General features: G+C 61.5%; 25 protein-coding genes. 13 read left to right on the top strand and 12 right to left on the bottom strand.

Annotation, left to right across the window (positions count from 1 at the left end):
• Window positions 1-232: 232 nt before the first annotated feature.
• The 3 genes from M6D32_RS02100 (at window position 233) to M6D32_RS02090 (ending at window position 3,817) form a co-directional block, all read left to right on the top strand.
• On the top strand, window positions 233-502 hold the full coding sequence (locus M6D32_RS02100; RefSeq protein ID WP_298252877.1) for a GlsB/YeaQ/YmgE family stress response membrane protein: 270 nt from the start codon (window positions 233-235) through the stop codon (window positions 500-502).
• Between the two features lie 238 nt (window positions 503-740).
• Window positions 741-2,489: a type I secretion system permease/ATPase gene (locus tag M6D32_RS02095; RefSeq protein ID WP_298252875.1), complete on the top strand. Its 1,749-nt coding sequence runs from the start codon at window positions 741-743 to the stop codon at window positions 2,487-2,489.
• A complete protein-coding gene (locus M6D32_RS02090) occupies window positions 2,486-3,817 on the top strand; it encodes an HlyD family type I secretion periplasmic adaptor subunit (protein WP_298252873.1) in 1,332 nt (443 codons plus the stop codon). Before M6D32_RS02095 ends, M6D32_RS02090 begins: the two co-directional genes overlap by 4 nt.
• A 9-nt stretch (window positions 3,818-3,826) precedes the next feature.
• Here the strand turns inward: M6D32_RS02090 and M6D32_RS02085 are convergent, their stop codons facing one another.
• Window positions 3,827-4,309 (bottom strand): CinA family protein, encoded by a 483-nt coding sequence (locus M6D32_RS02085; protein WP_298252871.1) that lies wholly within the window; start codon window positions 4,307-4,309, stop codon window positions 3,827-3,829.
• A 237-nt stretch (window positions 4,310-4,546) separates the two neighbouring features.
• Between M6D32_RS02085 and M6D32_RS02080 the strand changes: the two genes are divergently transcribed.
• From M6D32_RS02080 to M6D32_RS02070, 3 genes are read left to right on the top strand one after another with little or no spacing between them, the layout of a single operon-like run.
• Window positions 4,547-5,644, top strand: a complete 1,098-nt coding sequence (locus M6D32_RS02080) for an amidohydrolase family protein (RefSeq protein WP_298252869.1) — start codon at window positions 4,547-4,549, stop codon at window positions 5,642-5,644.
• Window positions 5,641-6,762 carry an amidohydrolase family protein gene (locus tag M6D32_RS02075; protein WP_298252867.1) on the top strand — a complete coding sequence of 374 codons (1,122 nt, stop codon included), beginning with the start codon at window positions 5,641-5,643 and terminating at the stop codon, window positions 6,760-6,762. Before M6D32_RS02080 ends, M6D32_RS02075 begins: the two co-directional genes overlap by 4 nt.
• 6 nt (window positions 6,763-6,768) lie before the next feature.
• Entirely contained in the window at window positions 6,769-7,182 is a 414-nt protein-coding gene (locus M6D32_RS02070; protein ID WP_298252865.1) for a Rieske (2Fe-2S) protein, read from the top strand.
• 139 nt (window positions 7,183-7,321) lie between these two features.
• Here M6D32_RS02070 and tcuB read toward each other — a convergent pair whose 3' ends face one another.
• From tcuB to M6D32_RS02045, 5 genes are all read right to left on the bottom strand, one after another.
• The gene (tcuB, locus tag M6D32_RS02065; RefSeq protein WP_298252884.1) at window positions 7,322-8,422 is read right to left on the bottom strand and encodes a tricarballylate utilization 4Fe-4S protein TcuB; all 1,101 of its coding nucleotides are present in this window, start codon (window positions 8,420-8,422) and stop codon (window positions 7,322-7,324) included.
• A gap of 17 nt (window positions 8,423-8,439) precedes the next feature.
• Window positions 8,440-9,471 carry an esterase gene (locus M6D32_RS02060; RefSeq protein WP_298252863.1) on the bottom strand — a complete coding sequence of 344 codons (1,032 nt, stop codon included), beginning with the start codon at window positions 9,469-9,471 and terminating at the stop codon, window positions 8,440-8,442.
• Window positions 9,472-9,692: 221 nt separating this feature from the next.
• A complete protein-coding gene (tcuA, locus tag M6D32_RS02055) occupies window positions 9,693-11,090 on the bottom strand; it encodes an FAD-dependent tricarballylate dehydrogenase TcuA (RefSeq protein WP_298252861.1) in 1,398 nt (465 codons plus the stop codon).
• Between the two features lie 58 nt (window positions 11,091-11,148).
• The gene (locus tag M6D32_RS02050) at window positions 11,149-12,459 is read right to left on the bottom strand and encodes an MFS transporter (protein WP_298252859.1); all 1,311 of its coding nucleotides are present in this window, start codon (window positions 12,457-12,459) and stop codon (window positions 11,149-11,151) included.
• A 252-nt stretch (window positions 12,460-12,711) separates the two neighbouring features.
• Window positions 12,712-13,599, bottom strand: a complete 888-nt coding sequence (locus M6D32_RS02045; RefSeq protein WP_298252857.1) for a transcriptional regulator GcvA — start codon at window positions 13,597-13,599, stop codon at window positions 12,712-12,714.
• Window positions 13,600-13,710: 111 nt separating this feature from the next.
• Here M6D32_RS02045 and M6D32_RS02040 point away from each other — a divergent pair, with 111 nt between their 5' ends.
• Entirely contained in the window at window positions 13,711-13,914 is a 204-nt protein-coding gene (locus M6D32_RS02040) for a DUF1127 domain-containing protein (RefSeq protein WP_298252855.1), read from the top strand.
• A 131-nt stretch (window positions 13,915-14,045) separates the two neighbouring features.
• On the top strand, window positions 14,046-14,660 hold the full coding sequence (locus tag M6D32_RS02035) for a GNAT family N-acetyltransferase (RefSeq protein WP_298252853.1): 615 nt from the start codon (window positions 14,046-14,048) through the stop codon (window positions 14,658-14,660).
• Window positions 14,661-14,807: 147 nt separating this feature from the next.
• Here the strand turns inward: M6D32_RS02035 and M6D32_RS02030 are convergent, their stop codons facing one another.
• Window positions 14,808-15,509, bottom strand: coding sequence for an SDR family NAD(P)-dependent oxidoreductase (locus M6D32_RS02030; RefSeq protein ID WP_298252851.1), 702 nt, complete (start codon window positions 15,507-15,509; stop codon window positions 14,808-14,810).
• A 79-nt stretch (window positions 15,510-15,588) separates the two neighbouring features.
• Between M6D32_RS02030 and M6D32_RS02025 the strand changes: the two genes are divergently transcribed.
• The gene (locus tag M6D32_RS02025) at window positions 15,589-17,364 is read left to right on the top strand and encodes an acyl-CoA dehydrogenase family protein (RefSeq protein WP_298252849.1); all 1,776 of its coding nucleotides are present in this window, start codon (window positions 15,589-15,591) and stop codon (window positions 17,362-17,364) included.
• A 30-nt stretch (window positions 17,365-17,394) separates the two neighbouring features.
• Here the strand turns inward: M6D32_RS02025 and mbfA are convergent, their stop codons facing one another.
• Window positions 17,395-18,366 carry an iron exporter MbfA gene (mbfA, locus tag M6D32_RS02020; protein WP_298252847.1) on the bottom strand — a complete coding sequence of 324 codons (972 nt, stop codon included), beginning with the start codon at window positions 18,364-18,366 and terminating at the stop codon, window positions 17,395-17,397.
• Window positions 18,367-18,537: 171 nt separating this feature from the next.
• Here mbfA and M6D32_RS02015 point away from each other — a divergent pair, with 171 nt between their 5' ends.
• On the top strand, window positions 18,538-19,260 hold the full coding sequence (locus tag M6D32_RS02015) for a hypothetical protein (RefSeq protein ID WP_298252845.1): 723 nt from the start codon (window positions 18,538-18,540) through the stop codon (window positions 19,258-19,260).
• A gap of 93 nt (window positions 19,261-19,353) precedes the next feature.
• Here M6D32_RS02015 and M6D32_RS02010 read toward each other — a convergent pair whose 3' ends face one another.
• From M6D32_RS02010 to M6D32_RS02000, 3 genes are all read right to left on the bottom strand, one after another.
• The gene (locus M6D32_RS02010; RefSeq protein WP_298252843.1) at window positions 19,354-19,758 is read right to left on the bottom strand and encodes a hypothetical protein; all 405 of its coding nucleotides are present in this window, start codon (window positions 19,756-19,758) and stop codon (window positions 19,354-19,356) included.
• Window positions 19,759-19,975: 217 nt separating this feature from the next.
• The gene (locus M6D32_RS02005) at window positions 19,976-20,293 is read right to left on the bottom strand and encodes a hypothetical protein (RefSeq protein WP_298252841.1); all 318 of its coding nucleotides are present in this window, start codon (window positions 20,291-20,293) and stop codon (window positions 19,976-19,978) included.
• A gap of 117 nt (window positions 20,294-20,410) precedes the next feature.
• Window positions 20,411-21,553, bottom strand: coding sequence for an alpha/beta hydrolase (locus M6D32_RS02000; protein ID WP_298252839.1), 1,143 nt, complete (start codon window positions 21,551-21,553; stop codon window positions 20,411-20,413).
• A 201-nt stretch (window positions 21,554-21,754) separates the two neighbouring features.
• Here M6D32_RS02000 and M6D32_RS01995 point away from each other — a divergent pair, with 201 nt between their 5' ends.
• Complete coding sequence (locus tag M6D32_RS01995) at window positions 21,755-22,660, top strand: ATP-grasp domain-containing protein (protein WP_298252837.1); 906 nt, start codon at window positions 21,755-21,757, stop codon at window positions 22,658-22,660.
• 57 nt (window positions 22,661-22,717) lie between these two features.
• On the opposite strand, the gene M6D32_RS01990 is transcribed toward M6D32_RS01995, so the two are convergent.
• The gene (locus tag M6D32_RS01990) at window positions 22,718-23,890 is read right to left on the bottom strand and encodes an acetyl-CoA C-acetyltransferase (protein WP_298252835.1); all 1,173 of its coding nucleotides are present in this window, start codon (window positions 23,888-23,890) and stop codon (window positions 22,718-22,720) included.
• Between the two features lie 231 nt (window positions 23,891-24,121).
• On the opposite strand from M6D32_RS01990, the gene M6D32_RS01985 reads away from it, so the two are divergent.
• Window positions 24,122-24,766 (top strand): TetR family transcriptional regulator, encoded by a 645-nt coding sequence (locus M6D32_RS01985; protein WP_298252882.1) that lies wholly within the window; start codon window positions 24,122-24,124, stop codon window positions 24,764-24,766.
• A complete protein-coding gene (locus M6D32_RS01980) occupies window positions 24,757-25,515 on the top strand; it encodes an SDR family NAD(P)-dependent oxidoreductase (RefSeq protein WP_298252833.1) in 759 nt (252 codons plus the stop codon). Before M6D32_RS01985 ends, M6D32_RS01980 begins: the two co-directional genes overlap by 10 nt.
• Window positions 25,516-25,534 lie beyond the last annotated feature (19 nt).

The raw sequence follows: 25,534 nt of genomic DNA, 5'->3' as shown, positions 1-25,534 counted from the left end.
ATCCAGCAAACTTGAAAACCGCATCCGTCGTACACCCTCGTGAATGGATGCCGTGCCCATCGTGCCCCCTTTGTTCCAGGGCACTAAAAACACGACACTTCACGAGCTACAAACAGGCGACAGATCACGCGCTACTGACATCGGCCCAATTTGACGTGGTCAGGTCAGCCAATAATCGCTAGATTCGTCCTCAGCGCGAGGTGGAACGTCGCGCATCATCAGGGGGAGCTTCATGTACATTTCGAGCGAAAGCCTTATCGTTATTCTTTTCGTCGGTCTGGTTGCGGGCTGGCTGGCCGGCAAGGTGGTGCGCGGTGCCGGCTTTGGTATCATCGGCGATATCGTTATCGGCATTATCGGCGCTTTCATCGCCAGCTGGCTGTTCCCAAGGCTCGGCATTCACATCGGCGCCGGCCTGATTTCGGAAATCATCTATTCGGCGATCGGCGCCGTCATCCTTCTCCTGATCGTGCGGCTGATTCGGTCCGGCGGCCGCCTCTGATGCTGGCAAGCCAGTTGGGGGCCGGCCGAGCCATTGCCGGCCGGCCCCGAATTCTTGACCCGTCCGGAACGACCAAAAAGTAGAATTGGCTTGGTCCGGCCGTCGGAAAGGTGTTCCGCTACAGACATTTAGGTTAATGTGACTTCATTAGGCGCTATTTGCGAAAATTCGGTAATAATGCGTCGTGGACCCCTGATTTGAGCTGGTTCGCGATCCCCAGTTGAAGAGACCAGAATAAATGGCAGCCGTTTCCGGTGTCCGGCATTCCGAGCTTGGCGAAGCCCTGCGCGCCTGCCGTACCGCCTTCATCGGCGTCGGCGTCATCAGTTGCATGATCAACCTGCTCTATCTGACAGGCTCGCTGTTCATGCTCGAGGTCTATGACCGGGTACTGCCGAGCCGCAGCGTTCCGACCCTGATCGGCCTGATCATCCTGGCGGGCGGCCTCTATGTCGCGCAGGGCATCCTCGATCTGATCCGGGGAAGGATCCTGGGCCGCGTCGGAACCGCGCTCGATGAAGCCCTCAATGCGCGGGTGTTTGACGTCGTCGTCCGGCTGCCGCTCACCCTTGGCAGTCGCAATGAGGGCCTTCAGCCGCTGCGCGATCTTGACCACATACGCGGCTTTCTCGGCAGTATGGGACCGAGCGCCTTCTTCGACCTGCCGTGGTTGCCGTTTTATCTGGCGATCTGCTTTGCCTTCCATGTGCTGATCGGCTTCACCGCGCTGGTCGGTGCGACCATCCTGGTGACACTCACCATCGTGACCGAGTTCTTGTCGCGCGCGCCGGCGCGCCAGGCGTTGGGCCTCGCGACGCGGCGTAACGATCTGGCAGCCGCGAGCCGCCGCAACGCCGAAGTGCTGGTGTCGATGGGCATGTCCGGCCGGCTGACCAAGCGCTGGGCCAACGCCAACCAGAACTATCTCGATGGCAACCAGCGCGCCAGCGACGTTTCGGGCGGGCTAGGCGCTGTCGCCAAGGTTTTGCGGATGATGCTGCAATCGGCCGTGCTGGCGGTCGGCGCCTATCTTGTGATTCACCAGGAGGCGACCGCGGGTATCATCATCGCCGGTTCGATCCTGAGCGCGCGCGCGCTTGCGCCGGTCGATCTGGCAATCGCGCACTGGAAAAGTTTTATTGCCGCGCGCCAAAGCTGGCACCGCCTTACCCGCTTGCTGGAATCGATGCCGGCGCGTCCCACGCCGACCTTGCTGCAGACGCCTTCCAGCCGCCTGTCGGTAGAGGGTGTCAGCATCGTGCCGCCCGGCGATCAACGCCTCATTGTGCAGGAGGTGACGTTTGCACTGGCCGCCGGAAACGGCCTCGGCGTCATCGGGCCGAGCGGCTCGGGCAAATCCTCCTTGATTCGTGCGCTGGTCGGCGTATGGCAGCCGGCGCGCGGAAAAGTGCGGATCGATGGCGCCGCACTCGACCAATGGTCTTCGGATGTGCTCGGCCGCCACATCGGCTACCTGCCGCAAGACGTCGAATTGTTCGCAGGAACGGTCGCACAGAACATCTGCCGCTTCGATCCCGAGGCCACTTCCGACGGCATTATCGTGGCCGCCAAGGAAGCCGGCGTCCACGAGATGATCATCAAGATGCGCGAAGGCTACGACACCCAGGTCGGTGAGCAGGGAGCGGCGCTTTCAGCCGGGCAGGCGCAGCGCGTGGCGCTGGCGCGCGCGCTTTACGGCAATCCCTTCCTCATCGTTCTCGATGAGCCGAATTCCAATCTCGATACCGAAGGCGATGAGGCGTTGACGCGCGCCATCCGCGGCGCGCGCGAACGCGGCGCCATCGTGGTGGTGGTCGCGCACCGGCCGATCGGGATCGAGGCGGTCGATCAATTGCTCGTGCTCAGGGACGGCCGCGTTCAGGCGTTCGGACCGAAGGAGACCGTGCTGGCGCAGGTGCTGCAGCCGCGCGTGGCCTCGCCGGCGCCGATCAAGATCGTCTCCGACGGAGGGGTGGTCAAGCCATGATAACCCTCCAAAAAGCCATCACGGATTTTCAGCAGGAAGGCACGCGCCCGTCGATCCAGCGACATTTGATCGTCGGGATCGCCGTCGTCATCTTGTTGGCAGGCGGGTTCGGCGGTTGGGCCTCGACCGCGGAAATCTCGGGGGCCTTGATTGCGCCGGGATCGATCGTCGTCGAATCCAGCGTCAAGAAGGTGCAGCACCCGACCGGCGGCGTCGTCGGCGAGGTGCGTGCCCATGACGGCGACCTCGTCAAGGCGGGCGATATTCTGGTGCGGCTGGACGATACCATCACCAAGGCAAACCTGGCGATCGTCACCAAGAACCTCGATGGTCTGTGGGCCCGTGCGGCGCGACTTGAGGCCGAGCAGAGCGGCCTCGACAAGATCGTGTTTCCGAAGACGCTGACCGATCGCGCCAACGATCCAGACGTCAAGGCGATCATGGCGAACGAGGTCAAGCTGTTCGAGGTGCGCGTCAACGGCCGCGCCGGTCAGAAGGCGCAATTGCGCGAGCGCATCGTCCAACTGAACGAGGAAATCGACGGCCTCGCCGCACAGGAGAAAGCCAAGAACCAGGAAATCGATCTGGTAGAGAAGGAACTCTCTGGTGTCCGCGATCTCTATGACAAGCACCTCGTGCAACTGAGCCGCCTGACGACGCTCGAACGCGACGCGGCAAGGCTCGCCGGTGAACGCGCGCAATACGTTGCTCAGCGCGCCCAGGCCAAAGGCAAGATCACCGAAACCGAGTTGCAGATCATCCAGGTCGACAAGGACATGGTGAGCGACGTGTCCAAGGATTTGCGCGAGACCAATGACAAGATCGGCGAATTCGTCGAGCGCAAGGTCACGGCGGAAGACCAGTTGCGGCGGGTCGATATTCGTGCGCCGCAAGACGGCATGGTGCTGCAATCCACGGTGCACACGGTCGGCGGTGTGATCACCGCAGGCGACACCATCATGTTGATCGTGCCGCAGACCGACGACCTTCAGGTCGAAGCCAAGGTCAATCCGCAGGATATCGACAAATTGCAGGTCGGCCAGAAAACGTTGCTGAGGTTGTCCGCATTCAACCAGCGCACCACGCCGGAATTGAACGGCGTCGTCACCCGCGTCTCGCCCGACACCACCACCGACCAGCGCACCGGGCAGTCCTATTACACCATCCGCGTTTCGATGCCGCCGGCAGAAGTCGCGCGTCTTGGCGATGTCAAATTGATTCCCGGCATGCCGGTCGAAGCCTTCGTGCAAACCGGTAATCGCACGCTGTTTTCCTATTTGATGAAGCCCTTGAGCGATCAGTTGATGCGAGCGTTCCGGGAGAAGTGACGGCGGAAGTCACAGCGACAAACTCTCCAACAGCAATTGCAACGCACGCGCCGCGAAGGCGTGCATGTTGGCGAAACGGTCGGCGCTGCCGGTCTCAAGCGTGATGACCGATGATCGCGGTCCCGCGACCGCCATGCAGCTATGGCCGGCGGCATCGCCGTAACGGTTGCCGGTCGGCCCGGTCGCGCCCGTCTCCGACAGGGCCCAATGCGTCGAAAAGCGCTCGCGGGTCCGGCTCGCTAGCAACTGGGCGTAGGGTTCGGATGCCGAGCGCGTTCCCTTCATCGCCTCGTCGGGAATATCGGCAAGAAGCCGTCGCGCATCGCGCGTGTAGACCACCGCGCCACCGAGGAAATAGGCGGACGCGCCGGGCACGGCAAGCAGGCTTGCCGAAATCAGGCCGCCGGTTGAGGATTCCGCGACCGCGATGGTCTCCTTGCGCTCCTTAAGCCTGGCGGCAATCTTTTCGGCGATCGCGACGAGGTCTTTCATGAATTCCAATTCCCTGGTGGGCTGGCTGACGGGACCCGCTTTATAGCACGCCTGCGATCGCTTTTTGCCGTGTTGCGAGGCTAGCGACGGCCTGCTTCAATGCCACCCAACTGTCATTCCGGGATGGTGCGTAAGCACCAGACCCGGAATCTCGATTATTATCGGTTGCGCGATTGCGCGCCATAATTCGATGCTGCGCATCGCTCGGGAATGACGGAGTGAGAGGAACCGAAGCCCATGACGTCCCCAATCCCGGGTGGAGTAGATTGCGATCTCCATCCCGCCGTTCCTCACCTGACCAGCCTGCTGCCGTATCTCGACGACTATTGGCGCGACCAGATCACCACACGCGGGATGACCGACCTCGTCTCGCAATCCTATCCGCCGAATTCGCCGATTTCGGCGCGGCCGGACTGGCGGCCGGCCAAGGGCAAGCCTGGCTCGAGCTTGAAGGAACTGCAGGTGCAGGCGCTCGATCCTTTCAGTACCCGCTTCGGCATCTGCAATCCGCTGTTCGGCGTGCAGATAGTGTTTTCGGAAGATATGGCGGTCGCTTTCACGCGCGCCTTGAACGACTGGCTGGTCAAGGAGTGGCTCGACAAGGACGACCGCCTGCGCGGCTCGATCGTTATTCCGGTCCAGAGCGTGGAAAAATCCGTCGCCGAAATCGAGCGCTGCGCCGCCGACAAGCGCTTCGTTCAGGTCCTGATGCTGGTGATGGGCGACATGCCGTTGGGGAAGCGCGCCTATTGGCCGATCTATGCGGCAGCCGAACGGCTGGGCCTGCCGATCGGAATCCACGCCGGATCGAGCTATCACAATCCGCCGACCTCGGTCGGCTGGGGCTCCTATCACATCGAGGATCATGTCGCCCAAGCGCAGGCATTCCAGACGCAGTTGACCAGCCTGATCGTCGAAGGCGTGTTCGCGCGGCATCCGAACCTGAAGATGGTGATGCTGGAAAGCGGGTTCACCTGGCTGCCGCCTTACCTGTGGCGTCTGCACAAATTCTTGCGCGGCATCCGCATGGAGACGCCGTGGGTCGATCACGCGCCGCTTGAGATTGTGCGCAGCAATATTCGCTTTTCGTTGCAGCCGGTCGATGCGCCGCCGGAGCCGGAGGTACTAAATCGCCTGTTCGACCATATGCAGTCGGACGAATTGCTTCTATTCTCGACCGACTATCCGCATTGGCAGTTCGATCGCGACGAGGCGTTGCCGGAAGGCATTTCCTCCGATCTCGTCAGGAAGATCATGATCGATAATCCCTTCGCGACCTATCCGCGCTTGACGGAAACGGTGACGGCCCAAACCAATCGGGAGACGACGCCATGAACATCCAGTTCCGCGATCGGCCGGCGGCCGCACCGTCAACCGATGCCAAGGCGCTCGTCAAAGCCGCGATTGCCGACTGCGACATTCATCCCGCGCGCGCCACCGCGACCGAACTCTATCCCTTTCTTGCGAAGCGCTGGCACGACCATCTCGAGACCTACGGCAAGCACCCCTATCAAGGCATGATGGAGGGGCCGCCCTATCCGAAAGCGCAGCCCAACGCCTCGCGCCGCGATGCCTATCCGCCCGAAGGCGGTCCGCAGGGCTCCTCGCTGGCATTCATGCAGCAACAGCATCTTGATCCGAACAACGTCGTGCTGGGCGTCCTCAACCCGCTCGCAACCGGGCAGGGCATCCGCAACCACGGACTGGCCGCGGCGATCTGTTCGGCGATCAACGACTGGCAGATCGACAAATGGACAGCCAAGGATTCTCGCCTGAAAGGATCGATCGTCGTCGCCAACGAGGACGGGCCGACCGCAGCTGCCGAAATCCGCAAGCGTGCTGGCGACAAGAACTTCGTTCAGGTGCTGTTGTTGAGCCGCACCGTCGAGCCGCTGGGCCAGCGCCGCTACTGGCCGATCTATGAGGCGGCCGAGGAAGCGGGACTTCCGGTCGGCGTGCATGCGTTCGGCTTTGGTGGTAATCCGATCACGGCCTCAGGCTGGCCGAGCTTCTATATCGAGGAGATGGTCGGGCATTCGCAATGCCAACAGGCGGTGCTCTCGAGCCTCGTGCTGGAAGGCGTGTTCGAGCGATATCCGCGGCTGAAGATGATCATGATCGAGGCCGGGTTCGGCTGGGCGCCATCATTGTCGTGGCGGCTGGACCGCAGCTGGAAGCTTCTCAAAAGCGAGGTGCCGCATGTGAAGCGGCTGCCGTCCGAATATATCCGCGATCACATCTGGTTTACGACGCAGCCGATGGAAGATCCGGAGCGGCGCGATCATCTGCTCGATGTCGTCGAATGGGTCGGCTGGGACAAATTGCTGTTTGCCACCGACTATCCGCATTGGGATTTCGATGAGCCGTCGCGGGTATTGCCGCCGGGCGTCAGCGAAGTCAATCGCGAGGCGTTTTATCTGAACAATGCCAAGAAACTGTTCGGGCTGGCGTAAATCAGGATGACCCGTTACGTCGTTGCGCCCGTGAACGAGATGCCGCCGGGGTCGCGCAAGTTTCTCACCATCGACGAGCGGCCGATCGCGGTGTTCAACGTCAACGGCGAATTCTTTGGCCTGTTGAATCGCTGCCCTCATCAGGGCGCGGCCTTGTGTGAAGGGCCGCTGATCGGCCTGGCGCAATCGTCCGATCCCGGTGAGATCGAATATACGCGATTGGGCGAAATCATCCGCTGTCCTTGGCACGGCTGGGAGTTCGATATCCGCACCGGGCAGTCTTACTGCGACCCGCGGCGGTTTCGTACTCGTGCCTACGCCGTCAATGTCGAGCCCGGCTCGGCGGTGGTGAAGGGGCCATATGTGGCCGAAACGCTCAATGTGTCGATCGAGGACGATTACGTCGTGGTGGATTTGTAATTTACCGCGGCCATCCTTCGAGACGCCGCGCGAGCACGGCTCCCCAGGATCAGGTCCAAGGACGTTACCCGGAGCGGACCTTCATGGTGAGGAGATGCGAAGCAGCGTCTCGAACCATGAGGTCCCAAAGCCACGCGCCTTAAGCCATCCTGTGCCGCTCGCGCGCGTAGCGCACCAGCGCGGCATAGCGATAAAGGCCGTGCACGAATTTTCCATAAGGGAGGGTGATGAACAACGCGAACACGACGCCGAGATGCAGCGCCAGTAGCGGACCCATTGCCGACGTGTCGCGCCAGGCCAGAAGCGCGAGCCCTGTGAGGCCGGTCAGGAACAGCATCAGGATGAAAGCGGCATCCATGCCGGTGCTGCCGGTGTCCACCAGGGCCACGTCACGTCTGGATTTCTCCATGAGAAGTCCGATCGATCCGACGACAAGGCCGATGCCGCCGAGCGTGCCCAGCACCACCGGCAGGTCCCACCAGGCATAGGGTGCCTCGCGTGCGAGCAGATAGTGATAAAGCGTCGCCACGCAGGTCGACGCGAAGCACAGAAGGAAGCCGTAGAACGTCAGGTGGTGATAGGTCCGGCGGCGATCGGTCGGACGCTCGTCTTTGTTGAAGCAGCCGACGCCGCCGCCATCGAGATAGCGCAGCTGTCCGGCATCCTTCATCGCTTGCAACAGCGACGGCGGATCGGCGAGCACCCCAGTGGGCTCGCCGATGTCGCGCCAGAAGCCCCGCAGGCCCATCACGAGCGCCGCCATGGCGTAGAGGAACGCCGCGCCGAACAGCGCGGCCATCGCATTGTGTGGCATCAGCACATAGAACGCGCCGGGGCCGGTGTGAATGCCACGCAGGACCTGTGGGTCGTTAGAGGCGGCGAAGCCGAAGATGAAGGCGGCGACGCTCAACGCGCAGATGATACTGATCGCCACGCCATTGCGGGCGAACAGGCCAGAGAAGGCGCGCGGCCATGTGTAAGTGGCCCAGGACTCCGCGCGCAGGGCGGCGAGCGTCTTCGGAACATTGACGTTGAATTCGTGCGGCGGCGAGAACTGGCAATCGGTGTAGCAGGCGCCGCAGGCGTGACAGAGATTGGCGAAGTAGTTGAGATCGCCGTCGGTAAAAGCGCGGCGCATTTCCATTGCCGGAAACACCGCACAGAGGCCTTCGCAGTAGCGGCAGGAATTGCAGACCGTCATCAGGCGGTCGGCTTCTTCCAGGATTGGGCTTCCGTGCAGGTTACGCGGTTGTTGATTCACTTCGTGAGCCCCTTCCGTTCCAGCCAGTTCTGGATCAGAACGGCGACTTCCGCATTGTTTTTGTCCATCATGATCATGTGCGAATTGCCCATGATGCCGATCTTGGGCAGGTCGATAACGTCGACGCTGCCGCCCGCCGCCTTGGTGCTGTCGGCGAAAGCGACGCCCGTTGCGCGCATTTTCGGCCAGCGTGAATCGCGGTCGATGTAGTCGCCATAGACGATCAGGGTCGGAATGTTCTTCAGCGCGTCGACTTTGGCGGGATCGCCGACGCCGGCCGGCTCGATCGCGATCAGCGCCTTGACCTTGTCGGGCCGCGCCTGCGCCACCTTGAATCCGAAGGTGCCGGCCTGGCTATGCACCATGATGATGCAGGGACCGACCCGATCGATCTCGGCGATGTAGGCCGCGATCGTCGCGTGGTCATTGGTGGTCCAGCGCGGCACACCCTGCTTGACGAAATTATCGTAAGCCTCAACCGGAAACTGGCTGCCCGGCAGCACCTTGCGCTTCGCCGGATCCGGATCGTAGGAGTGCGGACCGTCGCCGATGCGGAAGCGCTCGAACGGGTTGGCGGTGGTCAGGAACACCGGATCGCTCTTGAAGACGTCAGGATATTGCGCCCAGCCAGCGCGGCCGCGCTCGACGGCGTCGGAATTATAGACGCTCCAGCCCTTGCGCAGGAAATAGTTGCGCCAGCCCTCGCGGCCATCCGGCGTCGTCTCCCAGGTGACACCGGTCAGCCCACCGCCGTGCCACATCAGCAATGGATAGGCGCCGTGCTCGTTGACCGGCAGGAAGTACTGCACATACATCTGCTCGACCTGGTAGGTGCCGTTCGGGTCGACTTTCGCCGGGACGCCGCCGGGCGTGAAGGTTACTTCTTTGACCGGCTTGCCGCTGATCTCGACCAGACGCCCGCCGACATGGAACGAGCCCATGTCGCGCAGCATGATCGGTTCTGCGGCCTGTGCGGAGCTAGCCGACATCAGGGCTGCCGTGGCGAGAGCGAATACCAGTCGTGACATGGCGTTCCCCTTTTTTGTTTTCGATCCCGCAAGCACGGCGAGGTGAACTGAACGTGCAGCTAGTGCGGCGAATTTGAAGTTCCTATCAGTTTCGGCGTGAATTCGTTATAGGAACTTCAAATTCGAAGCCGCACTAGAATCAATAAGTTGCTAGAGCTCCTTTGATTCCGAAGTTCGCATCGGAGGGGCCGCAATAGCTTGCGAACTTCGGAATCGGAGCTCTAGTTCCTTGCATTCTTCGCCGCCTCACGGCCTGCGATGCGGCCGAACACGCTGCCGATGGTCATGCCCATTCCGGCGGCGTACCCCTTGCCCAGCACGTTGCCAGACATGATTTCGCCCGCCGCGAACATATTGGCTGACGGCTTGCCGTCTTTCATCAGCATCCGCGCCTGCTTGTTCACGCGCGTGCCGAGATAGGTGAAGGTGATGCCGGGCCGCACCGGATAGGCGTAAAAGGGCGGCGTCTCGATTTTTCGAGCCCAATGGGTCTTTGGCGGCGTCAGCCCTTCGGTGCGGCAATCGTCGAGCATCGTGTAATCAAAGGTGCCGGGCCGCACGGCCGCGTTGAAACCGGCAACGGTCTCTTCCAGCGCCGCGGGATCGAGCGTCAGCTTCTCGGCAAGGCCCGCGATGCTGTCGCTGTCGATCGGCGGAAAAAGCGTCGGCATGAAACTGTTGCGCGAGCTTGCGTCGAAAATGATGTAGGCGATCTGGCCGGGTTGGGCAGCGACGAGCCGTCCCCAGATCGCATAACGCTTCGGCCAGATATCTTCGCCTTCGTCGTAGAAGCGCTGTGCGTCGCGGTTGACGACGATGCCGAACACGACCGAGTCATGCCGGGTGATGATGCCGCCGTCGAATTTCGGCGCCCGGGCATCGATTGCCACCGCATGGCACTGCGTCGGGTCGCCGATTTCCTGCACGCCCTTGTCGAGCAGCACCTTGAGAACCGAGCCGCGGTTGTAGGGTGTGCCGCGGATCAGGAAATTGTCGGCGACCTCGCCCCAATACTGCTTCAGCCACTCGATATTGGCTTCGAACCCGCCGCAGGCGGCGACCAGCGCCGAAGCCTTGACGGTGGCGTGGCTGTCACCGTGTTTGAACGTCGCCGACAGAAACATGCCATCGGCAATCTCGATGTCGATCACCTCTGCGTCGTAGAGAGCGTCGATGCCGAGCTGTTCGGCGGTCAGATAGAGCGCGTTGAGCATCGCGCGGCCGCCACCGAGAAAGAACGAGTTGGTCCGCCCCAGGCTCAGAGTGCCGCCGAGCGAGGGCTGCCAGCGCACGCCCTGCTGGACGATCCAGTGCAGGATGTCCTTGGACTCGCGGATCATGTGCCGCGCCAGTTCCTCGTCGGTCTTGCCGCCGGTGACGCGAAGCAGATCCTCCCAGAATTCTTCTTCGGTATAGGGTCCGGTGAGGATCTCGGTCGCCGCATCATGGGCGCAGCGCATGTTGCGGGTGTGGCGGGTATTGCCACCGCGATAGAATTTCGGGGCGGCTTCCAGCACAAGCACCGAGGCACCGTCGCGCGCCGCGCTGATCGCGGCGCACAGAGCGGCGTTGCCTCCGCCGATCACCAGCACATCGTATTTGCGGGTTAGGTCGACCATGCTTACTGGTTAGCTCGTTGGCATGGAAATCAGAAGCCGCATCCGTGCAGGGCGGTATTCAGCCGGCGAGGGCTCGGTCCTTCGCTGCCTGTTCGCCACCACGAAAGACGGTAAGCGCGGCGATGATGCCAAGGACAGCGGCGCACATCAGCCAATAGGCTGGAGAGGCCTTGTCATGGGTGTGCTCGATCAGCAGGGTCGCTGCGAACGGCGTAAAGGTCCCGAACAGTCCTGCCGCCAACGCAAACGCCATCGAGAAGCAGGTGGTGCGAACATGCTTCGGCACTATCTCGACCAGCGCGCCAAGCATGGTACCGCTGTAGACGCCGAAATAGAATGAGAACATCATCTCGACCGCCAGCATCTTGCTGAAGCTCGGCGCCTCGACCAGCCAATGCAGCGCCGGATAGGCCGTAAGCAGCGACAGGATCGCGATCCCGGTCAAGACCGGTCTGCGCCCGATGCGATCGGATAGCGCGCCGCCGACCGGATTCCAGATGAAATTGGTCACCGCAACCAGCAACGTGACCAGAAGCGCATCCCTCGTGGTGAGTTTCAGCACTGTCCTGCCGAAGGTTGGGGTGTAGACGGTGACGAAATAGAAGGTCGTGGTGGTCAATACCGCGATCATCATGCCGAGCACGATAATCCGCCAGTTTGCCGCGGCCGAAGCGAACACCTCGCGGGTGGTCGGGTGATGCTTCATGGCGAGAAATTCCGGCGTCTCCTCAAGGGTCCGGCGCAGGAAGAAAATCACGGGAATGATGAGGCAACCGATGAAGAACGGTATTCGCCAGCCCCAGGCGGCAACGGTTTCCGCGGGGATCAATTCGCTCAGGGCGAAACCGATGATGGAGGCGACGAAAATCGCTACCTGCTGGCTCGACGACTGGAACGAGGTATAGAAGCCGCGATTGCCGGGTGTTGCGATCTCCGAGAGATACACCGACACGCCGCCCAGTTCGACGCCGGCGGAAAAGCCTTGCAGCAGGCGGCCGATCAGGACGATGGTCGGCGCGGCGACGCCGATCGTCGCATAGGTCGGACAGAACGCGATGGTGACGGTGCCGATGGCCATGATGCTCAACGTCACGATCAGACCCTTGCGGCGGCCGATGCGGTCGATATAGGCGCCGAGCACGATGGCGCCGACCGGGCGCATCAGCGCGCCGAGCCAGAACACGCCGAAAGTGTGCAGCAGTGCTGCTGTTTCGTCATGCGACGGGAAGAACGCCTGCGCAATGTAGCGGGCGTAAAAGCCGAACAGGAAGAAGTCGAACTGCTCGAGAAAATTGCCGCTTGTAGCTCTGAGAATGGCGCCAATTCGCGATTTAAGCTGAACCGGTGGCGAACTGGACGTAGACGACATTAACGGCTTCTCCCTGTGTCCCGCGCTGGATCAGCCCGTTTTCGAGCAGGCGGGATTATGTTGCAGGGCCAATCTGCCATGGGGGTCGTCTGATTCCAACATTCGCTTGCCTTCGCCGACGGCACTTTTTGCGATGTGAAATTCCAATACACCAGCGCGGCCTGACCAACCGCAAATCAGGCGCTTCTTGATCAGGCGATGTGTGATCAGCCCTAGCGCCGCCTATTTGACGTTCCTGCACCACAAGCGGCACTAGACCGAGGCCAGCAGCCACTTCCGGAACGCCGACAATTTCGCCGATTCGGCGCGCGCCTGCGGCGACACCAGGTAAAAGCCGGCGTCGGCCGGCAGGGCGATCTTGAACGGCACCACCAGCCGGCCCTTGGCGATATCGCCCTCGACGTAGGAGGTCCGGCCCATGGCAATGCCGAGACCGTCAATCGCCGCCTGAACGCTCATCAGGATCAGGTCGAAGCTCAAGCCAGGCTGTTTCGAGATATCCGAAGGCAGGCCGGCTGCCATCAGCCACAGGCGCCAGTCGTCGTCATAGCCGCCGCTGCTGTGCAAGAGCGTGTGGTGGACGAGGTCTTCCGGGCAGCGCAGCGGCTTGTCGCCTTGGAGCAAAGCCGGGCTGCACACCGGAAACAGTTCGTCGGCGGTGAGCCAGTCGGCGCGCAGGCCAGACCAGTGTCCCCGGCCATAGCGGATCGCGGCATCGACGTCATCGCGGCGAAAATCGACCAGGCTGGTCGAGGAGGTGATGCGGACGTCGATATTGGGATGGGTCTGTTGGAAGCTGGACAAGCGCGGCAGCAGCCATTTCGCCGCGAAGGACGCTAGCGTGGATACCGTCAGCACCCGATCGCCGTCCTTGCGCAACAGGCGATCGGTGGCCAGCCGCAGGTCGTTGAACGCGGCGCGAATGCCCGGCAGGTACTCTTTCGCTTCTGCCGTCAGCGTCAGGCTGCGGTTTTGACGGACAAACAGCCGGATCCCCAGCTCCTCTTCCAGCCGCCGGATCTGATGGCTGATCGCGGTCTGGGTCACATTCAACTCGGCTGCAGCTGCCGTGAAGCTCAGCTGGCGCGCAGCAGCCTCGAAGGCGCGTAAGCCGTTGAGAGAGGGGAGTCGGGTGGCCATCGGCATTCCAATACATGAAATTATATCATGTATTATGTCCCAAAGTGTCGTTTGTCGCAACTGCGAAATGCGCAGATATTCTCGTGAAATTCTAGGATTATGGAGGGCGAAATGTCCCTTTGTACTTATGAGAATGTGACAAATAATCATGAAGCCGGTCCGCTTGACCGGGTCGGCCGCCAGTTTCAAGTCTGGTTTACCCGCTGGCGCCAGCGCGATGAGCTGACCCATTGGTCCGATCGGGACCTGCACGATGTCGGCTTGTCGTGGAGCGACGTCGTCCGCGAGGCCGAGAAGCCGTTCTGGCGGGCGTAAGGGCTGCCAAGTCAAAGGCTAAAGCGCGATGACGGTCGGCCCCGAAGTCACCGTGCTTTAAGAGCCGGGGCCGGCGCCGCCTTCCTGACAAGGGGCGCCGGCCGCGAATTTCGAATTCGACGGAGAGCATCATGACCGTCATTCATCTGGTCGAGCATCCACGCCACACCGATCACCTGAGGCTGCGCGACGGCAAAACCCTCACCGTCCGTCTCGTCGCGCCCGACGACGCGGAGACGCTGCAGGGCTACTTCCGCCGGCTTTCGACAGGCTCGCGCTACAGTCGCTTTCTCGGCGCGATGAGCGAATTGCCGGCAAACGAGCTCGATCATTTCATTCATGCCGGCGAGAACGACCGGTTCAGCGTGATCGCGGCGATGATGATCGATGGGCATGAGACGACCGTCGGCGAAGCGCGTTATGGCTTTGAAGCCGCGACCGGCAATTTCGAGTTCGGCATCTCCATCGACGATCGCTGGCAGGGTAAGGGCATCGGTTCGGCGCTGCTCCGCAATCTGGAGTGCCGGGCGGCGGCGCTCGGCGCGCATCTGATGTTCGGCGACACGCTGCGTTCCAACGAGGCGATGATCGCTCTGGCGCGCAAGTCCGGCTATGCCTTCACACGTCATCCCGACGACTGGAAGCTCGCGCGCTTCGAAAAGCCGATCGATCCGATCCATCAGGACATACCCTGCGCCAGCTGGCGGCTTGCGCGCGAGCAGCACGCGCTGGAAGCGATGGCATAGGCGTCCAGGTTCGCGTCATTGCGGGCGGCAGCGGAGATGCCGGGCCGTAGGATGGGTTGAGCCTATGCGAAACCCATCACCGTCGGGCCCGGACCGATCGCTTCGCTCTTCCCATCCTACGCACGTCGCACCCGCGATCGCAATGCCTCAAAACTTCTCCACCCAGGGCCGCAATTCCACTTCCCAGGACCAGGCGCTTCTGGGCTGTTGCAGCACGTTCCAGTAGCTCAGCGCAATCGCATCCGGATCGAGGAACGAATCCGGCCGGTCTGCGGGCTCGGCGCGCGCTGCGCTACGGATGCCGCCATCGATGACAAAATGCGCGATGTGAATGCCTTGCGGCGATAATTCGCGCGCCATGCTTTGCGCGAGCCCTCGCAGTGCGAACTTCCCCATCGCAAAGGACGACGACTGCGCGTAACCCTTGACGCTGGCGGACGCGCCCGTGAACAGGATGGCGCCCTGTTTGTTCGGCAGCATGCGCTTGGCCGCCTGCTGGGCCACCAGGAAGCCGCCGAAGGCGCTGACCGCGATTGCCTGCGCCACGTCGGCTGGCACGAGATCGACCAGCGGGCCGCGTGCCCGTGCGCTAGCATTGTAGACCACGAGGTCGGGCGTCCCGATCTCGCGCTCGACAAGGCCGAACAGGCGCTCGACTTCATCGGCGTCGGCCGCGTTGCAGGCATAGGCCCGCGCTTTGGTCTCGGCGCAGAGCGCGCCGAGCTTTTCGATGCTGCGGGCCGCCAGCGCCACGCGAATACCTTCGCGCGCAAACAGCCGCGCCAGCGAGGCGCTCAGGCCTTCACCGGCCCCGACGATCAGGGCATTCTTGTATTTTGGCGTTTCCATCGGATGTTCCTTACTTCTATCCCGGGCGAGATGTGCAATAGTTCGCCTGAAGAGATGAGGAAGCGACCCAGGGAATTCAATGCAACAGCATTCACAAAATCGCCTTGTGAATTCCGACCCTCGCTCGGCGTTGCTGGCGCCGGACACCACAGGCATGAATTTCTATCATGCGGATCCGTCGCTCTCGGATTTGCTGCGCATCCATCTGCCCGATGCGCTGTTTCGCCATATCGAGCCGCATCTGGATCGCCTGGGCGGCCTTGCGGGCGGACATCTCGACGAATGCGCGAGGCTCGCCGATCGCCATGTGCCGGAGCTGCATCAGCGCGACCGTTTCGGCCGTGACGTGCAGTGGATCGAATATCACCCCGCCTACCGCGAGCTCGAACGCGCCGCCTTCGGCGAATTCGGCATTCACGCAATGTCGGTCCGCAAGGGCATTCTCGGCTGGCCGGACAAATATCCCGTTGTCGCCAAACACGCCTTTACGTTTCTCTTCAATCAGGCGGAGTTCGGCCTGGGCTGCCCGATCAACGTCACCGACGGCTGCGCCAAGCTATTGGCGAATTTCGGCAGCGAGGCGCTGAAAGCCAGATATCTCGACGGCCTGACGCAAACCGACATGAACAAGCTCACCCAGGGCGGTCAGTTCATGACGGAAAAGGAAGGCGGTTCCGATGTCGGCACGCTGACCACGACCGCGGTCGAGGAGGGCGACCACTGGCGGCTCTATGGCGAGAAATGGTTTTGCTCGAATGCCGACGCCAAGGTCGTGATGCTGCTGGCGCGCCCGGAAGGCGCAGGGCCCGGCACGCGCGGCGTCGGCCTGTTCCTGATGCCCCGCACGCTCGATGACGGCTCGCCCAATCACTACCGGATCGTGCGGCTGAAGGACAAGCTCGGTACGCGATCGATGGCGTCGGGCGAGATCAAGCTCGAGGGCGCCATCGCCTATGCGGTCGGCAAGCTCGATCGCGGCTTCGTGCAGATGGCCGAGATGGTCAATTCGTCACGGCTCTCCAACGGCGTCAAATCCACCGCGCTGATGCGCCGCGCCTGGCACGACGCGATGACGGTCGCCAGAAATCGCGTGGTGTTCGGCCGTCGCATCATCGATCTGCCGCTGGCGCAGCGGCAATTGATGAAGATCACGCTTGCGACCGAGCAGGCACTGTCAATGAGTTTTCTGACCGCCGATGCGCTTGACCGAGCCGAGGCCGGCAGCCAGGACGCCGCGGCTCTGCTGCGTATTCTCACGCCGACCTTGAAATTCCGCGCTACGCGCGATGCGCGCAAGGTCTGCGGTGACGCGATGGAGATGCGCGGCGGTATCGGTTACATCGAGGAATTCGCCACGGCGCGGTTGCTGCGCGATGCCCATCTCGGCTCGATCTGGGAAGGCACCGGCAACATCGTTGCGATCGATGCGCTGACGCGGGCGGTCGGTCGCCATGGCGCAGACGCGGCGCTGGCGGCTGGTCTGCACGCGAGACTCGATGACAGTGCGGCCGTACCAAACGCCTGGCGCGACCGCCTCCACGGCCTGACCGATCGTGCCGTCGGCTTTGCCCGCGAGGTCGCCGCGCGAGCCGAGAACGAGGCTGAGGCGCGCCGCGCTACCAGCCTTCTCTATCACGTTGCAAGCGCCGTCGCGCTGGCCTGGGAGGCTCACCGCATTCAACAGATGCGTAGCGATGCGCGGCGCTTGCTGTTGTCGCGACTTGTGATCGATCACCGGCTTTCCGGCGGTGATCCATTCCATCTGGCCGACGGTGGCCGGCAGCGCACGATCACCCAGATCTTGCTGAGTGAGCGCGCGGTCGGAATGGCCGAGGCCAGCGAGTTCGTCGGTTAATCATCGCCGATTGCCGTCGTCTCGCTTCTTTCAGGACGCCCCGATAAGAATGCCGACGCCAAGCACGATGACGCCGCCGAGAACGATCTGGAATACGGCCTGCAGGAACGGCGTGTCCATGTAACGTGCGCGGATATAGGCGATCGCCCAAAGTTCGAAAAACACCACGACACTCGCGATCGCGGTTGCAATCCAGAAAGCATTGGCCCACTGGTCGGGCACGAGATAAGGCATGGTATGGCCGAGGCCGCCAATCGCGGTCATCAGGCCGCACGTCAATCCGCGCAGCCACGGCGAGCCACGTCCGGTGAGCGAGCCGTCATCCGATAACGCTTCCGCAAAACCCATGCTGATGCCGGCGCCGATCGAAGCGGCGAGACCGACCAGAAACGTCTGCCAGTTATGATGCGTGGCAAAGGCCGCGGCGAAAAGCGGAGCCAGCGTCGAAACCGATCCGTCCATCAATCCTGCGAGACCCGGCTGCACATATTGCAGGACAAACACGCGTCGGCGGGTTTTGTCTTCTTCCGCACGCACGTCCGGCGTGAGAATCTCATCCGCAAGCTTCGTCGCGGTGTGCTCGTGGCCTTTTTCGGCTTCGGCGAGATCGGCGAGCAGGCGGCGAACGCCGACGTCCTGCGTCTGCTCGGCCGCCTTGATGTAGAAACGCTCGGCTTCGAACTCCATCGTCGCGGCTTCCTTGCGGATAGCGTCGAACGACAAATTCTTGGTCAGCCAGATCGGGCGGCGGCGCAGGAAGCCTTTGACATTGTCGCGGCGGATCGGCGGCAGGTGTTCGCCGAAACGCGCTTCGTAGATCTCCAGCAATCGGTGGCGATGGCCTCTTTCCTCTTCGGCCATCTCCTCGAAGATCTTGGCCGATTCCGGATAGCGCTCGGCGAGGTCCTCCGCGAAGCTCATATAGATGCGGCTGTCTTCCTCTTCGGCGGCGATTGCCACCGCCAGCACTTCCCGCTCGGTCAAATCGGCAAATTTCTTCACGGTATGGCCTTTTGGATTGATTTAGAATAGTTCTAAACTGTATAGCAGTCGGTTCGACGCAAGGTCAATTCGCCGGCTTCCGATCGCAGCGTCCGTTTCGCCTGCGGCGGGGAACCGTTCTGGCTTCCGCTCGTTCGAGCTTGCGGTTATCGGCATCGCTGGGGAGTGTTGATGGAAAAGGTCAAATACCGCTTGAATGATCCGAGGCTTGCGCCCCGGCGGACCAAACTCGAGATCCCCGGATGGGCCGGTCAGCGTGAGCCTCGCGCCAATGGCTCACGCGAGCAGGTCTGGCACTGCGTTCCGTTTTCGGAAGGAGCCCAATACGGGATCGAACTGTTTTACCCCTATGACAACGAGTTGCGCGTCAGCACCAAAGATGGGCGCCTCGTTCTGGAAAGCGATTGGGGCGATCCACCTGACAGCGGCGTGAACTGGCCGCCGTTCCGGAGCTTCGGTGGTGATTTTTACACTTATCAGCTTCTCCTCGATCTCAAGGTCGAGAAGGGCATGGCGATCCGTACCGAGCCGCATCCGCGTTTTTATAACGATCGAACCGGTACCGTTCCGATCGCTGTGCCGGCGTTGATCCGAAACTGGTGGCCGATGCTGTTCTTTTGCGTGTTCAAGTCACCGGACGAGGGCTGCACGCATATTTTTCGGCCAAAGGAGCCGTTCGCTCAGATCATCGTCATTCCCGAAGAGGCAAATTTCGAACTAGAGCCGATGAGCATGGAAGAGTTTGCCGAACGCGAGCTGCAGGCTCGCCGGATTTACAACAGCCGGCCAACGCTATCGGCCGGGACCGAATGGACGTCCTCAACAGACACCGTGTTCGACGGCACCTATCGGCATCTTCATCGCGCAGCCAAGGAAAAGGCTCGCCAAGGATAAAGCGGCGGCATCTGGCAAACCAACAGGACCCGCGACACGTCAGCACCAGGTCGGGTGTCCTGTTGGCAGTTTGGCGCCTGACCGCTTCGCACCTTACCAGTAGCCACGCGGGTAAAAGTTGTGGTGATGGTGGTGATGGTGGTGATGATGATAGTACCGGGGATATCTTGGCACGACCACGCCGCCATATCCGTACCCTGGATATCCATACCCTGGATAACCGTAGCGTGGATAGAAGTTATGGTGATGATGATGATGATGATGGTGGTACCAATACTGGGCCGGCTGGACGTTGGCTGCTGGTGAAGGGCCCGGCCCGGATTGATCCACGATCTTCAGCAGCTCTGCTGCGTTCGGAATAGGTTCGAGCAATTCGGCAAAGGAATTGACCTTCAGAATGTCGCTCGGGGCTGGTGCCCGCATCGGTGCCGCCTGGCTGGCGTTGACCGCGCCGAGCGTCGCTACCGCACCCAAGAGACCAGCAATCTTCTTTTCCATTATACCTCCTTTATAGCGGATACCGGGTGTTGGCCCGCAACACCGGGTACTATCTGATGCCTATGACAAAACTGAGTCAGCGTCGAATCAAACTCCGGTTCGGGGATGGGCGCCCCGGACAGAACGCCTTTCCCCGCAATCCGCGTCGGAAGCCGCGATCGGAGACAAGAAACAGGGCCCCAAGCGGCCCTGTTTTGGATTCATAATCCGGGAGATGTCAATAATAGCGATAGTAACCGTGATGATGATGATGGTGATGCCGATACCGCCGCCAGAAATGGTGATGATGGTGGTGGTGGTGATGATGGTAATAGTATTGCGCCAGTTGCACATTGCCTTCAGCCGACGGTGCTGTGGGAGCTTGGTCAACGGCTTGCAGCATCGATGCGGCGTTGGGAATCGGTTCCAGCAATTCCGCGAATGAATTCGCTCTCAATGTCTCGGTCGGTACTTGCGGTGTTGGTGCCGCCTGAGCTGCATTCATCGCCCCGAGCGTCGCTACCGCGCCCAGAAGTCCAGCGATTCTCTTCTCCATATATCTCCTCCAAACCTGATCTCGGGCACATGACCCATCGGCAGCCAACGCCGGGGAACAAGCAATTGTTCCTGTGTCCCGGCTGGGGAGGACGGTGAAGGCGCGGTCCAAACTGTACTAGGCAGCTTTCAGAAACTGCAGCAGCAAACGGCTGACTTCGCTCGCCTGCTCCTGCTGGACCCAATGCCCGGCGCCGTCGACGAGATGAACGCTCGTCATGTTGGTGCAGGCCGCTTTCTGCATCGCCTCGAACATGCCGGGGCGCTGATAGGTGCCCCAATCCTGTTTGCCGGAGATGAAGCAGGAGGGCACGTCGATGCTTCTGCCCGACCATGTCTCGAGTTCCGCGGCGAAGGCGCCCGAGGTACCGCAGCGATACCATTGCAGGCCGCCCTGGAATCCCGTGCGCCGATATTCGCCGCTGTAGACCGCGAGCTCGTGGTCGGGAAGCCACTTGTTCGCGGCGATCGATTCTGACGACGGCATTTCTTCCGCAACCGTCTCGGGCATGGTCTTGGCAAGATCCATCACATAATAGCCCGGCAGTTTCGCCAGTTCCGCTGCCGACCAGGATTTGAGCGGATAAGGCTTATTGTCTTTCCAGTCGGCGCTCTTGTGATGATAGTAGGCGCGCAGGAAATCGTGAACGCCCTGGCGCGGCCGCCACATGTCGTCGTTCGCCTCGGGCGTCGAATAGTACCAGTGATAATGCTTGCGCGGACGCGGCAGGGCGGCCAACTCGTGATGCACGGGGTCGACACGCTTCGGCGGCAGCGGCGCGTCGGCGAGATTGGAGGCCACCTGCGGCGGACCCGCGAATGGCGCGCTCATCAAGACTACCGATCGAAACACGTCCGGCCGGATCACCCCGCACCAGGCGGCGACCGAACTGCCGAAATCGTGACCGACGACGGCCGCGACCGAGCGGTGACCGAACGCGGCGACGACGCCAAGCGCGTCACGCACCAGGTTGGGCAAGCGAAACGGTGTCAGGCTGCCGTCATAGCTCGCGTCCCATCCAGTGGTGCGTCCGTAGCCGCGCTGGTCGGGCGCGATCACGTGATAGCCGGCGTCCGCCAAGGCCGGCATCACCTTGCGCCAGCTAAAAGCGAGCTCCGGAAAGCCATGCAGCAGCAGCACGCACGGCCGTCCCTTGCTTTCAAAGCCGGCCTCCAGCACATGCATGGTGAGCCCATTGACGCCCTCGACGAAGCGCGCCCGGATGCCGGCGGGAAGCGGAAGGTCAGGGAAATTGATCACGGCAGGTCCTCGTCATGGCCGGACTTCAGTTCAGAAAACGGCTCACTCAGCCATATTGTAAGGCGCAAATATCAAGCTCAAGGTCGGACGCGACGATTCATCGCGGTTTGCGTTTACCTTCCCGCCGCCTCGATCATGGGTAGTACAGTTCCGCGAATCCTTGATACGAAGCGCGATCAACCCAAGTGCAGCGAGCTGACGATGATACTCGTTCTCAGCGAAGATTCTTTTGTTGATCCGAACACGATCAACGGCCGCGAACTCCGCTCAATTATAGACGTGGTGCGCATGCTCGGCTGCCGCATCTATCCAATTCCTTTGGACTTCGAAGAGTGTGGGACTGCGGAAAACGCACTCGCTTATCTTCCCGAGTTCGGGGCTCCGATAGTCGGCGTCTGGGCCGGTTACATTCCCTCCGTTGAGCGATACACGGCAATCTTCGACGCCGCGGCCGCAAAAGGAGTGCGGCTAATCAACACGCCCGCGCAACATCGGACAGCCATGGAATTTGACCAGTTTTATCCGTTGCTCGACGAACTAACGCCGAAGAGCGTCATCGTCAACGACCTCGATGGTCTCCAGGAAATCGAACAGGATCTCGAATTTCCCATGTTTGTCAGAGGCGCCGTCAAATCCAACAAGGATCAGGGATGGGCAGCTTGCGTCGCGCATGACCATGCCGAACTGCGCGGCATCGCAGATAGATTGCTCACCCGCGACCGCCGCTCGCGCGGGAAGGTTGTCGCCCGACGTCTCGTCAAATTTCGTGCAATCGCAACTGACAGCCAATCCTTTCCGATTGGCCGTGAGTATCGCGCCTTTATCTATGGCGATACCGTACTCGCTTTCGGTTTCTACTGGGACGAATATGTCGATTCCAGTCCTCTCTCTGCCGCCGAAGAGCAGATCCTCAGAGCACTAGTGATTGAAGCCGCGCGTCGCGTTGGAACGCCGTTCCTAGCGGTCGATGTCGGACAACTGGAGACCGGAGAGTGGATCGTCATCGAGGTCAGTGACGGTCAATTCGCGGGACTAAGTCATATCGAGATACTCGATCTGTGGAGCAAGCTTGCAAACATTACGATCAATTGCCGTGATCACAATTGATCTTGGGCGAGACTCTTTACCAACGCCTAGAATGCGTGAACCGGCGATAGCTGTGCCTCAGAGCCTCTCCACGATGGTGACGTTGGCCATGCCGCCGCCCTCGCACATGGTCTGCAGCCCATAACGCTTGTTGCGCTGTTTGAGCGCGTTGACCAAGGTCGTCATCAGCTTGGTGCCGGAACCTCCCAAGGGATGGCCGAGCGCAATGGCGCCGCCGTTGACGTTGAGCCGCTCCGGATCGGCGCCGGTGGTCTTCAGCCACGCGGTCGGCACCGAGGCAAAGGCCTCGTTCACCTCGAACAGGTCGATGTCGTCGACCTTCATGCCGGCCTTCTTTAGCGCGCGTTCCGTCGCATGCAGCGGCGCTTCAAGCATGATGACGGGATCGCCGCCCATCATGGTCATGTGGTGAACCCGCGCGATCGGCGCAATGCCGAGCGACTTCAGGCCTTTTTCGTTGACGACCATCACGCCGGATGCGCCGTCGCAGATCTGGCTGGCCGAGGCCGCCGTCAGCTTGCCGTTCTCCGCGATCAGCTTGACGCCCTTGATGCCATCCAGGCTCGCGTCAAAACGAATTCCCTCGTCGATCGAGTGAATGTCCTTTGAGCCATCGGCGCGCGTGATCGGCAGCGGCACGATCTCGTCCTTGAACCGGCCTCCTTGCGTCGCCGCGATGGCGCGCTGGTGGCTCTGGTAGGAGTATTCGTCCAGATCGTCTTTGGAGAGGCCGTATTTCTCGGCCATCATTTCAGCGCCGGTGAACTGGCTGAACACGATGTTCGGGTAGCGCTGCTCGATGTTCGGGCTCTTGTAATGGCCGAAACCGTTTTTCGCCGGCAGTTGCGAGGCAAGCCCCATCGGCACCCGCGTCATCGCTTCGACACCGGCCGCGATCACGACGTCCATGCTCCCTGACATCACGGCTTGTGCGGCAAAGTGCAGCGCCTGCTGCGAGGACCCGCACTGCCGGTCGATCGATGTGCCCGGCACGCTTTCCGGCAGTTTGGAGGCCATAATGGCGTTGCGCGCGATGTTGTTGGATTGTTCACCGACCTGCATGACGCAGCCCATGATCACGTCTTCGATCTGGTCCGGTGCTGCGCCGGAACGTTCCACCAGTGCATCGAGCACGGAAGCCGCGAGATCGGCAGGATGCCAGCCGGCAAGACGGCCTCCCTTGCGGCCTCCAGCGGTGCGCGCGGCGGCGACGATATAGGCCTCGGCCATGGGCGTTCTCCCTGATTGCTTGTTCCGGTTGGCGTCGAATTAAAAGGGCGCCCACCGATTTAGTCAATCGTTCAATTAACTCTTGAGATGCGGAGCGGCTTGAGCTTAGCTGCGTTCCAAGCCAGAACTTCAGCCAGGATCGACCGACCCTTGAACACCGGCGCCACCAGCACGCTCAGCAATGGCAGGAACGCGACGGCCGACAAACTTCTGGTCGCGGCCAGCGCGCTCATGATCGAGCGTGCCTCCGTCGAGATCTCGTTGAGCGATATTGCACAGAAGTCCGGGGTGAACGCCGCGCTGGTCAAATATCATTTCGGCAACAAGGACGGCCTGCTGCTGGCGCTGCTCGCGCGCGACGCGGCAACCGAGATTGATCAACTCGAATATCTGATGGCTCAGCCGATTTCGTCGACCGATAAACTGAAACTCCATATCGGCGGCATCATCCGCGCCTATTGGCGCTTTCCCTACATGAATCGCCTGATCCACTATCTGCTGCACGAGAGCAGCGCCGAGTCAGCCAATGAAGTTTCGCAATTCTTCGTAGCGCCACTGCTCGATTTTCATCGCCGGCTGCTTGCGGAGGGCGTTGCCGCCGGCGAGTTTCGCAGCATCGACCCTGTTCTGTTCTACACCAGCCTGATCGGCGCCTGCGACCACCTGTTTTTCGGCCGCCATGCGATGTCGCGTGCCGTCGGAGTTGGCCCCCTGACCGATGAGGTCTGCCACGATTACGTCAAGCATATGGAAGCGTTGATCTGCGGCGGCATGCTGAATGCCAAGAAAGAAAAAGCTGCGGCAGGGTCGGCGCAAGTTCGAGACTCAAAGTTTCAAGACAAAAAGCGATCAGGGAGAACACCAAAATGCAATTGAAAGACGTTGCTGTCTTGATCACAGGCGGCGGTTCCGGCCTTGGCGCCGCGACCGCGCGCGCGATGGCGGCCAAGGGTGCCAAGGTCGCCGTGCTGGATCAAAGCAGGGAGAACGCCGAAAAGGTCGCCGCCGAGCTGAAAGGTATCGCAGTGGTCGCCGACGTGACCGACGAGGGACAAGTCAAGGCGGCCATCGCAAAGGCGGAAGCCTCGCACGGGATCGCGCGGGTGTTGGTGAACTGCGCCGGGATCGGCGGATCGCAGCGCATCGTCGGCAAGGATGGCGTCTACCCGCTCGCCAAGTTCGCGCGCATCATCAACGTCAACCTGATCGGAACTTTCAATGTGCTGCGGCTGTTCGCCGAACGGCTTTTGACCGACGCGCCGGTCGGCGAAGAGCGCGGCGTCATCATCAATACCGCGAGCGTCGCCGCTTACGAGGGCCAGATCGGCCAGATTGCCTATTCGGCTTCCAAGGGTGGCGTGGTTGGTCTCACACTGCCGGCCGCGCGCGATCTCGCCCAGCACAAGATCCGCGTCAACACGATTGCGCCCGGGCTTTTCTTTACGCCACTCTTGATGGGCTTGAGCGAGGAGGCGCGCCAAAGCCTTGGCGCGCAGGTGCCGCATCCCGCGCGCCTCGGCGATGCGGCCGAATACGGCAACCTCGCGGTCCACATCGTCGAGAACGCCATGCTCAACGGCGAGACGATCCGCCTCGACGGCGCCATTCGCATGGCGCCGCGCTGACATCGCATCGGAGAGTAAC

Origin of the sequence: Bradyrhizobium sp. (assembly GCF_027307225.1) — a bacterium.
Classification (GTDB): Bacteria; Pseudomonadota; Alphaproteobacteria; order Rhizobiales; family Xanthobacteraceae; genus Bradyrhizobium.
This window is presented reverse-complemented; position numbering and strand designations above follow the sequence as displayed.